Below are 12,762 nucleotides of genomic sequence, written 5' to 3'. Positions count from 1 at the left end.
CTTTATTTCGAGGTTTATATGAATATTCCTGTATGGTTTGCTCAAGAAAAGTGTGTTCAAACTCAATCACATGGCGCGCATAAGCGGTCGCTAAAGTGCTTGGTTTTATCGCTTGCCGTGGGGATCTCACTTTTGGGGGCGCTCAGTGTGCCGACTGTGGCGGTGGCCGGAAATAGAGGCTATTCGGATCAAGACGAACGTCACGGTCATCGTGATAGCCACAGTCGTGGCGATAGTCATTACAACAATCGTCATGACAATTATTACGACAACCGCCATGTGCGTAAAGATAATCGCCATTATCGTCCCTATTATCGACCTTATTACCCTTGGGGTTTAGGACTGGGTTTAGGGCTCGCTACGGGGTGGGGATCGGGTTGGAATGTCGGTTATGGTGTGAACACCCATTGGAACAATGATTGGGGTTGGAATACGTCGCGTGACGCCTACGCTCGAAATTACTGGAACTCGCCCTATTCGGGCATAGGTTTGTCGATTCCTATGGCCTACGACGATGAACCTGTGGCCATTTCTGCACCTGTACGGGTAACAACCAGTATGCAGTATTCTGCGAGTGAAGGCCGTATGGTGTCGAGTATGCCTGTAAATATGGCCGGACAATCGACTGGGCAACTGGTGTCGCAAACTAGTAACGGCACAGGCAAAACAGCTGCGACTCCGCGCCCACGCGCACCGCACAGTGTGTCTAGCTTGCCGAGCAATGCTAGGGTTGTGCAGCAGGATGGTCGTACACTTTACGAGTGGCAAGGCACGCTTTACGCCTACGACTGGAACAGTCAAACCTATCAAGAACAGTTAGTCAGATAGATTTACATTACGTAAATGACTGAGAAATTGGAGCCCCTTAGTGGGCTCCAATTTATTTATCATCTTTTATTATCTTTTTATTAGTGAGTTATACCAATCACATTAAATATCTAATCAGTTCAGAGCCTCACAGGCATCTCAATCCAAGGCGCATTGACGCAGAAATGGTATTCCCTTTTAAGTCAATGCAACACGGGAGTGGGATGCCTGTGTGGCTCCCGAAGGGCGGGTTTCAACGCGCTTTATACTGCGTTTAAGGCTTTCGACAGAGCACCACTATGCCTTCAAGCCTTCGCCTTGTCTAAAGCGCGTTGAACTCCCGCTGAATGAACAGATATTTGATTCGATTGGTATTAGCTAGTTGTCGTTTTATAGCATAGCGGAGAAAAAGTTTGAAAACCGTTCAAAATCCATCTGTCCAAAATCAGCATAAGGGCGCCAGTACATTATGGGTGTTACTTGCTTTAGCACTCGGAACATTCGCTTTAGGCACCACAGAATTTGCTTCCATGACCTTAGTGCCTTATATCGCGAGCGATTTAGGGGTAGAGGTTGCCCATGTGAGTTATGCCATTAGTGCCTATGCGTTGGGGGTTGTGGTCGGTTCGCCGATTATCATGGTGCTGGCCGTTAGGGTCAGACGGCGAACACTCTTGATTGCCTTAGCCGGGTTAATGGCGGTGGCCAATGGCTTAAGTGCGTTAGCGCCATCATTGAATTGGTTAATCTTTTTTCGTTTTCTCAGCGGCTTGCCCCACGGCGCTTATTTCGGCGTGGCTATGTTGCTCGCCGCCTCTTTAGTGCCGCCAGAAATGAAGGCCCGCGCCGTATCGCGGGTGATTATTGGTCTTACGCTGGCGACGATTATCGGTGTGCCGTTTGCGACTTGGATGGGGCAAACTGTGGGCTGGCGCTCGGGCATTGGCATAGTGGCGATTTTAGCGACCATTACCGCGATAATGGTGTATTTTTTAGCACCTAATCAAGCCGTGCCCGCTGATGCGAGTCCCAAAAAAGAGCTACAAACCCTTAAAAATCGTGAAGTCTGGCTGACGCTAGGCATCGCGGCCATTGGCTTTGGCGGTATCTTCTGCGTGTATACCTATCTGGCTGAAACCTTAATCCAAGTGACGCAAGTCGAGCCGTTTAAGATCCCAATCATGATGGCGGTATTTGGTATTGGCGCAACACTTGGGACCTTAGTGTGTGGTTGGGCGGCGGATAAGTCGGCCTTAGCGGCGGCGTTTTGGTCGTTAGTGTTAAGCACTGTGGTGTTGGCGATTTACCCGAGTTTGACCGGACATTACTGGGCGCTGATGCCCGTGGTATTTTTTGTCGGTTGTGGGTTAGGGCTTGCCACTATTGTGCAAGCCAGATTGATGGATGTGGCACCTGATGGACAGGCCATGACAGGCGCTTTAGTGCAATGCGCCTTTAATCTTGCCAATGCAATTGGGCCTTGGGTAGGCAGTTTAGTGATACTGTCTGGACAAGGCATTGCCGCGACAGGTTATGCGGCGTCTTTGTTGTCATTGGGAGGACTGCTGATGTGGTGGTTGACCCACAGAGAAAGCCGTCGCGTCGTTACTCTAAACACAGCGAACTGCGCCGACTAGCGAGTGCTAAGGAAGAGACGCAGTGGTCATATTCTGCGTCTCGAATCCGCACATTTAGCCCCTTTGTATGGTGATATCGGCGATATAACCATGCTCTGTGGCAACTAAGGCTTGTTTGAGCATGCCTGCCGCTTCATCGGCGGACATAAAGCTTGAGGTATCTAAAGCCTTACCGCTACTGGGCCAAAAGCCTGTGTCCATGCCGCCGGGATACACGGCAATCAACTTCATTGGGCTTTGTTTAAGCTCTAATCGCACCGACTCGATAAATCCCCGTACCGCCCATTTTGCCGCGCAGTAAGTGGATTCTCCCGCCTTGGCGGCCAGTGCTGCGGTGGACATGACCACAACCACAGTGACCGCTTGATCTTTATAGCGTTTAACTAATTCCCGCACTAACAAAATCGTCGAGGTGACATTGTTATTGAGCAGGCTTTGGATATCGCTGGCGGTTTGGGTTTCAATCGCTCCAAAGTAGCCGCTGCCCGCGCAGTGGATCACGGTTTTAGGGGCTTGCGTTAGGCCATCGAACAGGGCTTCGAGACTCGATTCACTGGCGAGATCGGCGGTGATAGCAGTGATAGTTTTGTTGGAGAAGGGCGTTAATGCATTGGCGACGGTTTGCAGGCGCTCGGCATGGCGGCCTGTGAGTGTCAGTGCTTCATTCTCTTTGGCGTAGAGCGATGCGAGCGCCGCGCCTAAACCACTGCTGGCGCCGGTAATTAATATCATAGTGACCTCGGTTAATGCTGTCTTGGTTTGAAAACCGCATCTTAAATTTAAGTGCGCTTCAATTCATGGGAAGGCGAGCGGTTAGATTAAGGTAAATAGCGGCTGATCGAATGCCACTTCATCGCCGTCTTTGGCCCAAATAGTGCTGACCACGCCATCGCGCTCGGCTTGGATGGGATTCATCATTCTCATCGCTTCGATAATGCAGATCACTTCACCTTGGCTCACTCGTTGACCGACTTTAACCAGCGGCACCTCATCGAGTTCTGCCGCCGCGTAAAAAGTGCCGACCATAGGTGAGACTTGTACAAAACCTTCTGTACTTGGCAAAATGCCTGTTTGCTTTGCCTGTTCACTCAAAGGCGTGACGCGTGCTCTGGGTAGCGTTTGCTGTGATTGCACATTGGCTGGCATAGGGCTGTAACGGGTGATGCGAATTGATTCTTCACCTTCGGTGATCGCCAGTTCTGCTATGTCAGATTCTTGTACTAACTCAATGAGTTTTTTAATTTTACGAAGATCCATTGCCATTTATCTGCCCTTGCAAAGCACGCTATTGAATGGGATTACTGTGGCTGGTTGAGCCGTTTAATGGCCGCTGCCAGCGCAAACTCATAACCCTGTGAACCGAAACCGCAAATCACACCTATCGCCTTATCGGAAAAATAGGAATGGTGGCGAAAGGCTTCACGGGCGTGCACATTGGATAAATGTACTTCAAAGAACGGAATTGCCACGCCAAGCAAGGCATCACGCAGGGCGACGCTGGTGTGAGTAAAGGCGGCGGGATTGATAATAATCATCTGGGCATCGGTCGCATGAATCGCATTGATTAGCTCAAATTCGGCGTTGGACTGAATATGTTCGAGCTCAACTCCCGCCAACTTTGCCTGCTGATTTAACTCCGCCACTATGTCGGCTAAGGTTTGATGACCGTAAACGCTGGGCTCGCGGCGGCCTAAGAGGTTGAGATTGGGGCCATTGACGAGCAAAATTTTGTGACTCATTGCGCTTTCCTTTACGGCATGCCTTGGGATTAATGTTGGGATTAAAGTTGGAATAAATTTATTTCAGTTTTCGACATAGGCCACTAACTTAACCTGTTCAAATCGATTTTGCATTATCCGTTAGTCGATTGTGTGCGAGCTGAGCATGTACGAGCCAATTATACCTTTGACATTTTGTGCCATTGTTGGCTGGGTTCAATTGCGGTTATTTCTCTGGTACCGGGTTAGTAATTGTCTAAGTTGGCTGTCAGTTGAGTTAATTGCCACCTAAGTTAACTGTCACCTAAGTTAATAGTCACTCTTCTGTTGACGCATGGCCTTAGTGGCACCTTTTTGTTTCTTGGTTTCTAATCGCCGAGTTTGGCTGCCTTTAGTGGCGCGGGTGGGGATGCGTTTTTTCTGCACTTCACCGACACTGGCAACCAAGGCGATAAATTGCTCCAAAGCCGTTTGGCGGTTGGCATCTTGGCTGCGACTCGCTTGGCATTTGATAATGATTTTGCCGCTTTTAGTGATGCGGTGATCCGCCTTGTTGAGCAAGCGTTCTTGGTAAAACTCGGGTAATGATGAGCTTTTAATATCGAAAATCAGCTGCGCAGCGGTGGACACTTTATTTAAGTGCTGGCCGCCTGCACCACTCGAACGGATAAATTGCCACTCGATTTCATTTTCCTGAAGTTCCACACGGTTTGAGATTTTTATCATGGCAAACTTAGGCATTTTTCAGCATGGATTGAGAAGCCATCAATAATGACTTATGGCTTTCCAATAGATTTGTTATCATCGGGCGCATTCTTTGCCGCTGCATTGGCTAAAGCCATTGCCTGCAAAAGTGTTCTCGATTCGGAGTGCCTCTATGTTATGCCAAATCCCCGATATTGCTAAGGGTGTTATCAGTCTTTTTGCCAGTGGCCGACTATCCTCCACCGATTATCGGACCCGTTTACAGCCTGCGATTAAGAGTTATCGTAAGGATTGGGGCCAAGTTTGCCTGTATATTGAGGCAGATGTGTTACTCGAGGGCTGGGAATTTGAGTCGTTGACCGGTAGTGGTGAAGTCCAGTTACCGAATTTTGAAGCCTTAGTGTTTGTGGGCGGCCCTGATTGGGTGGGAAATGCGGTGCGCTTACTCGGGCCTTTTATGCAGGGCGAAGTGGCTTGGTTTCCACTCGAACAGAAAGCCAAAGCGATTGCTTGGATCACTAAGCGTTCGAATATTTAATGGTCTAATTTAGGCCATATTTACAAGGAATTAAGTATGTCATTATTGAAATCGCGCTCTGTTTCTTCGCTGACAGTTTCTAAGGTCAGTGCGATTGCGTTAGTGTTGGCATTTACCGCTGGACTGAGTGCCTGCGCGCCAGAAGTGGGCAGTGATGCTTGGTGTAAACAGATGAAAAATAAGCCGTCTGGCGATTGGACTGCTAACGAAGCCGCTGATTACGCTAAGCACTGTGTATTTAAATAAGCACTGAGTGTTTAAGTCAGCGTTAGCCTTTAGAGATCACAGCTTGAAAGACTTTGCTTGCGAGCTGTGAACTTATGTTTATCATACGGGTCAGATGTTCCGTTATCCGTTATCCGTTATTTGCTATAGGTGATATTTGAATTCTACCGCTAAGCCATTTTTTACTCGAATGGTGACCCTACTGATAGCCATTATCGTGTTGCAATTTGCTGGCGCTAATTTGGGTGCGCATCAGTTACATGCGGGCAATGGCGCGGAAGAAGCTGAGAATCATCCCCATCTGCAATTTAGCGCCCAAGTGACCACTTTGGCCCAATGTGTCGATTGCGTTTGTCCAAGCGAGCAAGCCTTAGGTTTTGCGGACTCCACGGGTGTCACCAGTAATCACGCGGGTGAAAACCAAAGCAGCGGATTTCATTCCCACTTAGTTAAAACCACTGAAATACAAGATTTTGACTTATGCCTCGACTGCCAATGCCATGGCGGTCATGTGGCGCTGTTATCTCAGGCAGTGAGTCAGCCTGTACAGGCGTTAGAAAGCGTCTATCTGCCTACCGATGTATCCTATTTCCCGCCTGAAAATTTACCTAAATACCGCCCTCCTATCGCTTAATTCTCCAATATTCGGCTTATTTCTCGGCCTAGGACGATTGATTCATCTGATTGGATCTCATTCTATTTTGCCACGTGATAAGCCCGTTATGTTCATCTCCCAAAAGATACGCTTGAACTGATGCTCGCAGCGTTAACTGTTGGAGCCGTCATTGGCTTTTGAGCCGTTACTGTATTGCTTGGCGGGATGATTCGATCGGCGCTTATTTGCCATGCCCAGAACGATATGATTGCTTTGCATTGAGCTATTTAAATGAAGCTCACATCTAGCGGTCTCGCTTTGGGCGCAAAAGCCAGCCGATCCACATTCGATATTGTTAGGATTTGCGATGAAAAAAACGATTCTCGCCCGTACTTTAGTTTGTCTATTTAGATCGGGCTTGTTTAGCTGTGGGTTAGTATTGGCCGCCGGATTGGTAGCCTTTGCCCTCGCGGCAGAAAATGACTCTCTTGAAGTCAACGTCCTTGAAACCAAAGCCTCTGAAGCTAATGCCCCTGAAATCAATGCCTCTGAAGTTGAGTCATTTAAGGCGCAATCACTGGGTTTACCCGCCAAAGAAACCGACACGGCACATGTCAACTTTGGCCAATGGTTGCCTGAGTTACTCACACAGTTCAATCAGTTACCTGAAGTTCAGGCGCAGCTTGTAAGGCAGCAACAGGCCAAACTGGCCATTCAGGCGGCAGATCGCGCTGTGTATAACCCAGAACTTGGGCTTAATTATCAAAATGCTGATACAGATGCCTACAGCTTAGGGCTCAGTCAAACCCTCGATTGGGGCGACAAGCGCGGCGTGGCGACACAGCGTGCCGAGCTTGAAGCGCAAATCCTGTTAGCGGACATAGGGTTAGAGCGTAGCCAAATGTTGGCCGAACGCTTACTGGCGTTGGCAGAACAGGCGCAAAGCCGTAAGGCGCTGACCTTTGCCGAGCAGCAATTAAGGTTCACTAAGGCGCAGCTCAATATTGCTGAGCAGCGATTGGCAGCGGGGGATTTGTCTAACGTCGAGCTGCAATTGATACAACTCGAAGTCGCCTCTAATACTGCCGACTACGCCTTAGCCGAGCAGGTGGCCTTAGTGGCCGATGGCAAAGTAATTGAATTACTTGGGGATAATAATTTCGCTTTTAGTGAGTTTATCAAGGAGATCCATTTCTTTGTGACTCAGGCTAAGCAAGCGCCAGCGGCCGAGTTGGGTACCTCTAAATCAGCCTTGCCAGCCTTGGCGAGTGCTTATCAGCAAGTGCTGCTCGCCAGAGTTAATGTCATGCAAGTCAAAGCGGAAGCTTCAGCTGACCCGACTATTAGCCTAGGCGCTGAAAAGGAGGGCACGGACAATAAGCTCGGTGTCGGCGTGTCGATTCCTCTACAAGTTCGCAATAACTACAGTGAGTTACAAGCCGTAGCCGATAAGGGCATCGCTATCGCGGAGCAAGGCTATCTTGCCCGTGAGCGAGTGCTTACCGCTAAGCAGAAACAATTCCTCTATGCGTTACCGCGTTTACTCGAACGTTACCAAGACTGGCGTGAGTTAGTGCAAGTGTCAGGTGCTAAAGCCGCTAAATCCTTAAGCCAACAATGGCAGGCGGGGGATGTGAGTACTAGCGAGTACTTGCAGAGCCGTCGTCAGTTAGCCGCCAGTTATTTGGTGGGCTTAAACCTAGAAACGGCTATCTATCAGAGTTGGTTAACTTGGATGGGCGAAAGTGGCCAGCTTATGCCTTTTATCGAAAAGCTCATTATAGAAAAGCTAAATGCAGTCCCTTCGATAACATCTAATACCGCCGTACGCACAGTAAACCCATGAGGTCACAATAATGAATTCAAATACTCACCATGAAAATGTCCTTCAACTGGATGCTGTAACGACGTCTGAAAAGCGTCGGTTTAACCTATCAAAAATCGCTCTCGCATTATTCGTGCTGAGCACGCTGGCATTTCTCGCTCAGCCTGTATTGGCTGGCGGTGATCACGCCCCCGTCGCTAAGGAAAGTGGCGATTCGGTAACGCAAATGGCGTCGACGGATGAACACGGCGAACAGGCGCTGAAATTGACCGAAGCGCAGCAAGCCTTGGCGGGGATTAGCTTATTACCTTTGTCGAGCGATAGCTTGAACCTAGCCAATTTGAATCTCGATATTAGGGCGACGGCGACCTTAGTGGTGGATCGCGATCGAACCGCGACCCTTGCGCCGCAGCTCGATGTGCGTGTGTTGGCGCGCCATGTAGTGCCGGGACAAGAAGTGAAAAAAGGTGAGCCTTTACTTACCTTGGGTGGCGCAGCCGTTGCGCAGGCACAGGCGGACTACATTAATGCCGCTGCCGAATGGAGTCGAGTCAAACGCATGAGTGAAGGTGCGGTTAGCGTCAGTCGGCGGATGCAGGCGCAGGTGGATGCCGAACTTAAACGGGCGATTTTAGAGGCAATTAAGATGACGCCCGCGCAAATTCGTGCACTGGAATCGACGCCCGAAGCCATAGGCAGTTATCAACTCTTAGCGCCAATTGACGGCCGAGTGCAGCAGGATATCGCCATGCTAGGTCAAGTTTTTAGCGCGGGCACGCCCTTAATGCAACTGACCGATGAATCCTATTTATGGGTTGAGGCGCAGTTAACCCCAACTCAAACTACGCATATCCAGGTTGGCAGTTCAGCTTTAGTGCAAGTAGGGGATAAGACGTTGGTAGGTAAGATTATCGGTCGCTCCCATGAACTCGACAGCGTAACGCGCACCGAGCAAGTGCTGGTGAGTATGCACAATCCTGATCATGTGTTGCATGCGGGGCAATTTGCTGAACTCTATTTTGCTGGCTCGACTACCGATCCAAACGGCAGTGGCATAGTGCTGCCCGATGCGGCGTTGACCCGTGGCGGCGATGGCGATTGGCAGATTTTTATTCAAGATGAGGATGGCTTCGAGTCCATTGAGGTAGAAGTGGTGCAGCGTCAACGCGGCTTGAGTCTAGTACGTGGACCTGAGCTTGAAAAAGCCCAACAGGCACAGCTCAAGGTTGTGGTGGCTGGCGCGTTCTTCTTGGCATCCGAGCAGGCGAAAGCGGGCTTTGATATTCACGCCCACTAATATGAGCGCCCTCATTTTGGAGATTTTCTATGTTGCAAAAGTTAATCGAAGCCGCGATTAAAAATCGGCTGTTAGTGGTATTGGCTCTGCTCGCCGTGATTGTGGGCTGTGTGGCCATGTTGCCTAAGTTGAATCTCGATGCCTTTCCTGATGTGACTAACGTGCAAGTGACCATCAATACTGCGGCCGAAGGCTTAGCCGCTGAAGAGGTGGAAAAACTCATCAGTTATCCGGTGGAATCGGCCATGTACGCCTTGCCAGCGGTGACTGAGGTGCGCTCGTTATCGCGTACTGGCTTGTCGATTGTGACTGTGGTATTTGCCGAGGGGACGGATATTTACTTCGCTCGTCAGCAAGTGTTTGAACAGTTGCAGGCGGCGCGGGAGATGATCCCAAGTGGCGTCGGAGTGCCTGAAATCGGCCCCAATACCTCGGGATTAGGGCAGATTTATCAGTATATTCTGCGTGCAGAACCTAACTCTGGCATTAATGCCGCCGAGCTGCGTAGCTTAAATGATTATCTGGTGAAGTTGATATTGATGCCCGTGGGCGGCGTGACAGAAGTCTTGTCTTTTGGTGGCGATGTGCGCCAATACCAAGTGCAGGTCGACCCGAATAAACTGCGTGCCTATGGCTTGTCGATGGCGCAGGTGACTGAAGCGCTAGAGAGCAATAACCGCAACGCTGGCGGTTGGTTTATGGACCAAGGCCAAGAGCAACTTGTGGTGCGCGGTTACGGCATGTTGCCCGCAGGAGACGCGGGATTGGCGGCGATCGCGCAGATCCCTCTGACTGAAGCCAGCGGTACGCCAGTGCGTATTGGCGATATCGCTCAGGTGGATTTCGGTAGCGAGATCCGTGTCGGGGCTGTGACTATGACGCGCCGCGATGAATCTGGCCAAGTGCAAAATCTCGGTGAGGTGGTGGCTGGTGTCGTGCTCAAACGCATGGGGGCAAACACTAAGGCGACGATTGACGATATTGGTGCACGGGTGAGCCTTATTGAGCAGGCCTTGCCCGATGGTGTGTCCTTTGAGGTGTTTTACGACCAAGCGGATCTGGTCGATAAGGCTGTGACCACAGTGCGCGATGCGCTGCTAATGGCCTTTGTGTTTATCGTGGTGATCTTGGCGTTGTTCCTCGTCAATATCCGCGCGACCTTGTTGGTGTTGCTGTCGATTCCAGTGTCTATCGGGCTCGCGCTTATGGTGATGTCCTATTATGGTCTGTCGGCAAACCTGATGTCGCTCGGCGGTTTAGCTGTGGCGATTGGTATGTTAGTCGATGGCTCTGTGGTGATGGTAGAGAATATTTTCAAACACTTAACCCAACCTGATCGCCGTCATTTACCCGAGGCGAGGGCGCGTGCCGATGGTGAGGACGATCCCTATCACAGTGAGGAGGATGGTGCTAAAGCCTGTGGTGATGTCAGCGAATCGAATATGGTTATTCGGATAATGCTCGCGGCGAAAGAGGTATGTAGTCCAATCTTCTTCGCCACCGCCATTATTATCGTCGTATTTGCGCCGCTGTTTGCACTCGAAGGCGTTGAAGGCAAGCTGTTCCAGCCGATGGCGGTCAGTATTATTTTGGCTATGATGTCGGCCTTGCTGGTGGCGCTGATTGCCGTGCCAGCCCTTGCTGTGTATCTGTTTAAGCGCGGTGTGCTGCTTAAACAAAGTGTGATTTTAGCGCCACTGGATACCGCTTATCGCAAGTTACTGACGGCAACGCTTGCTAGGCCAAAGGTGGTGATGTTCAGCGCCTTGGTGATGTTCGGCTTGAGTCTATTATTGCTACCAAGGCTGGGTACCGAATTTGTGCCTGAACTGGAGGAAGGCACGATTAACTTGAGGGTGACGCTAGCACCAACGGCGAGTTTAGGTACTTCGCTCCAAGTCGCACCTAAGCTTGAGGCTATTTTGCTAGCATTTCCCGAGGTGGAATATGCCCTGAGCCGCATTGGTGCGCCTGAACTGGGCGGCGATCCTGAGCCTGTGAGTAATATTGAAGTCTATATTGGCTTGAAACCGATAGCAGAGTGGCAGTCGGCAAGCTCGCGCTTGGAACTGCAACGCTTGATGGAGGAAAAACTCAGCGTGTTCCCCGGACTCTTGTTGACCTTTTCGCAGCCGATTGCGACTCGGGTAGATGAATTACTTTCGGGGGTAAAAGCCCAGCTAGCGATTAAAATCTTCGGCCCTGATTTAGCGGTATTGTCACAGAAAGGCCAAGCACTTACTGATCTCGTTGCGAAAATCCCCGGTGCCGTGGATGTGTCGCTTGAGCAAGTGAGCGGCGAGGCGCAATTAGTCGTGCGGCCCAAACGCGAGCTATTGGCGCGTTACGGCATCAGTGTCGATCAAGTGATGAGCCTCGTCAGCCAAGGCATTGGCGGCGCGAGTGCAGGGCAAGTGATCGATGGCAATGCCAGATACGACATCAATGTGCGACTCGCGGCCGAGTTTCGCCAAAGCCCTGATGCGATTAAAGACTTATTACTCAGTGGCACAAATGGCGCCACAGTGCGCTTAGGGGAAGTCGCCAGCGTCGAAGTGGAAATGGCGCCGCCGAATATTCGCCGTGACGATGTGCAGCGGCGTGTTGTGGTGCAGGCCAACGTGGCGGGACGCGATATGGGCTCGGTTGTAAAAGATATTTATGCCCTAGTGCCAAAGGCGGATTTGCCAGCGGGATATACAGTGATCATTGGCGGCCAGTATGAAAATCAGCAGCGAGCGCAGCAAAAGTTGATGCTAGTGGTGCCTATTTCTATCGCTTTGATTGCCTTGTTGTTGTACTTCTCCTTTGGTTCATTCAAGCAAGTGTTGCTCATCATGGCGAACGTGCCCTTAGCTTTAATTGGCGGCATAGTGGCCCTGTATGTCAGTGGTACTTATTTATCAGTGCCTAGCTCTATTGGCTTTATCACTCTATTTGGGGTGGCCGTGCTCAACGGTGTGGTGCTGGTGGATTCGATTAATCAGCGCAGGCAAAGCGGCGAAGCACTCTATGATTGTGTTTATGAGGGCACGGTTGGGCGTTTACGGCCGGTATTGATGACGGCACTGACCTCGGCCTTAGGCTTGATCCCGATTTTATTATCATCTGGCGTCGGCAGTGAGATCCAAAAGCCCTTGGCAGTGGTGATTATCGGTGGCTTGTTTAGCTCGACGGCGCTGACCTTACTCGTCTTGCCGACCTTGTATCGCTGGCTATATCGCGGCGATAAGTGCATTGATGAGCTTGATTCGCTACAGATTAGCCACAAGTAAGCCGTCATCGTGGGCAATAACTTATTATGTTTCGGGTTATTGCCTTCGTTGTAGACAGGGTTATCACATTGACTAAAACTCTAAAAATCAGTGAGCTAAAGAGTGATAGATGGGCTAGTCTTAGAGTCGACATTAAGGAC

At 50.2% G+C, this 12,762-nt stretch carries 12 protein-coding genes; 8 read left to right on the top strand and 4 right to left on the bottom strand.

Features of this window, described 5'->3' with window-relative positions:
- The first annotated feature begins 18 nt into the window (after positions 1–18).
- Both ACHA99_RS20095 and ACHA99_RS20090 read left to right on the top strand, forming a co-directional pair.
- Positions 19–828 carry a hypothetical protein gene (locus ACHA99_RS20095; RefSeq protein ID WP_263169918.1) on the top strand — a complete coding sequence of 270 codons (810 nt, stop codon included), beginning with the start codon at positions 19–21 and terminating at the stop codon, positions 826–828.
- 392 nt (positions 829–1,220) lie between these two features.
- Positions 1,221–2,444, top strand: a complete 1,224-nt coding sequence (locus ACHA99_RS20090; RefSeq protein ID WP_263171841.1) for an MFS transporter — start codon at positions 1,221–1,223, stop codon at positions 2,442–2,444.
- Between the two features lie 54 nt (positions 2,445–2,498).
- On the opposite strand, the gene ACHA99_RS20085 is transcribed toward ACHA99_RS20090, so the two are convergent.
- The 4 genes from ACHA99_RS20085 to arfB all read right to left on the bottom strand — a co-directional run bounded on the left by ACHA99_RS20085 (position 2,499) and on the right by arfB (position 4,903).
- Positions 2,499–3,176 (bottom strand): SDR family NAD(P)-dependent oxidoreductase, encoded by a 678-nt coding sequence (locus ACHA99_RS20085; protein ID WP_393944592.1) that lies wholly within the window; start codon positions 3,174–3,176, stop codon positions 2,499–2,501.
- A gap of 81 nt (positions 3,177–3,257) precedes the next feature.
- Positions 3,258–3,707 carry an acetyl-CoA carboxylase biotin carboxyl carrier protein gene (accB, locus tag ACHA99_RS20080; protein ID WP_219234770.1) on the bottom strand — a complete coding sequence of 150 codons (450 nt, stop codon included), beginning with the start codon at positions 3,705–3,707 and terminating at the stop codon, positions 3,258–3,260.
- Positions 3,708–3,742: 35 nt separating this feature from the next.
- Entirely contained in the window at positions 3,743–4,183 is a 441-nt protein-coding gene (aroQ, locus tag ACHA99_RS20075; RefSeq protein ID WP_028759381.1) for a type II 3-dehydroquinate dehydratase, read from the bottom strand.
- Between the two features lie 288 nt (positions 4,184–4,471).
- Positions 4,472–4,903: an alternative ribosome rescue aminoacyl-tRNA hydrolase ArfB gene (gene arfB / locus ACHA99_RS20070; RefSeq protein WP_011787977.1), complete on the bottom strand. Its 432-nt coding sequence runs from the start codon at positions 4,901–4,903 to the stop codon at positions 4,472–4,474.
- A 136-nt stretch (positions 4,904–5,039) separates the two neighbouring features.
- On the opposite strand from arfB, the gene ACHA99_RS20065 reads away from it, so the two are divergent.
- From ACHA99_RS20065 to ACHA99_RS20040, 6 genes are all read left to right on the top strand, one after another.
- Positions 5,040–5,405 (top strand): STAS/SEC14 domain-containing protein, encoded by a 366-nt coding sequence (locus tag ACHA99_RS20065; protein ID WP_105250333.1) that lies wholly within the window; start codon positions 5,040–5,042, stop codon positions 5,403–5,405.
- A 36-nt stretch (positions 5,406–5,441) separates the two neighbouring features.
- The gene (locus ACHA99_RS20060; RefSeq protein ID WP_263238134.1) at positions 5,442–5,651 is read left to right on the top strand and encodes a DUF3012 domain-containing protein; all 210 of its coding nucleotides are present in this window, start codon (positions 5,442–5,444) and stop codon (positions 5,649–5,651) included.
- Positions 5,652–5,820: 169 nt separating this feature from the next.
- Positions 5,821–6,264 carry a hypothetical protein gene (locus tag ACHA99_RS20055; RefSeq protein WP_168827374.1) on the top strand — a complete coding sequence of 148 codons (444 nt, stop codon included), beginning with the start codon at positions 5,821–5,823 and terminating at the stop codon, positions 6,262–6,264.
- A gap of 328 nt (positions 6,265–6,592) precedes the next feature.
- Entirely contained in the window at positions 6,593–8,071 is a 1,479-nt protein-coding gene (locus ACHA99_RS20050; protein ID WP_173247749.1) for a TolC family protein, read from the top strand.
- A gap of 10 nt (positions 8,072–8,081) precedes the next feature.
- Positions 8,082–9,347, top strand: a complete 1,266-nt coding sequence (locus ACHA99_RS20045; RefSeq protein ID WP_173247746.1) for an efflux RND transporter periplasmic adaptor subunit — start codon at positions 8,082–8,084, stop codon at positions 9,345–9,347.
- A gap of 29 nt (positions 9,348–9,376) precedes the next feature.
- Positions 9,377–12,622: an efflux RND transporter permease subunit gene (locus ACHA99_RS20040; RefSeq protein WP_393944588.1), complete on the top strand. Its 3,246-nt coding sequence runs from the start codon at positions 9,377–9,379 to the stop codon at positions 12,620–12,622.
- The last annotated feature ends 140 nt before the right edge of the window (positions 12,623–12,762 follow it).

The sequence above is a fragment of the Shewanella sp. S23-S33 genome (assembly GCF_043359565.1).
In the GTDB taxonomy this organism is placed as follows: Bacteria; Pseudomonadota; Gammaproteobacteria; order Enterobacterales; family Shewanellaceae; genus Shewanella; species Shewanella oncorhynchi.
Note: the sequence above shows the minus strand (reverse complement) of the source record. Positions and strands in the feature narration are given on the sequence as shown.

Bases quoted from the DNA above. Each gene is read 5' to 3' on its own strand.
- ACHA99_RS20095 (WP_263169918.1), top strand. From the start codon at position 19: ATGAATATTCCTGTATGGTTTGCTCAAGAAAAGTGTGTTCAAACTCAA.
- ACHA99_RS20085 (WP_393944592.1), bottom strand. From the start codon at position 3,176: ATGATATTAATTACCGGCGCCAGCAGTGGTTTAGGCGCGGCGCTCGCA.
- accB (WP_219234770.1), bottom strand. From the start codon at position 3,707: ATGGCAATGGATCTTCGTAAAATTAAAAAACTCATTGAGTTAGTACAA.
- aroQ (WP_028759381.1), bottom strand. From the start codon at position 4,183: ATGAGTCACAAAATTTTGCTCGTCAATGGCCCCAATCTCAACCTCTTA.
- arfB (WP_011787977.1), bottom strand. From the start codon at position 4,903: ATGCCTAAGTTTGCCATGATAAAAATCTCAAACCGTGTGGAACTTCAG.
- ACHA99_RS20065 (WP_105250333.1), top strand. From the start codon at position 5,040: ATGTTATGCCAAATCCCCGATATTGCTAAGGGTGTTATCAGTCTTTTT.
- ACHA99_RS20060 (WP_263238134.1), top strand. From the start codon at position 5,442: ATGTCATTATTGAAATCGCGCTCTGTTTCTTCGCTGACAGTTTCTAAG.
- ACHA99_RS20055 (WP_168827374.1), top strand. From the start codon at position 5,821: ATGGTGACCCTACTGATAGCCATTATCGTGTTGCAATTTGCTGGCGCT.
- ACHA99_RS20050 (WP_173247749.1), top strand. From the start codon at position 6,593: ATGAAAAAAACGATTCTCGCCCGTACTTTAGTTTGTCTATTTAGATCG.
- ACHA99_RS20045 (WP_173247746.1), top strand. From the start codon at position 8,082: ATGAATTCAAATACTCACCATGAAAATGTCCTTCAACTGGATGCTGTA.
- ACHA99_RS20040 (WP_393944588.1), top strand. From the start codon at position 9,377: ATGTTGCAAAAGTTAATCGAAGCCGCGATTAAAAATCGGCTGTTAGTG.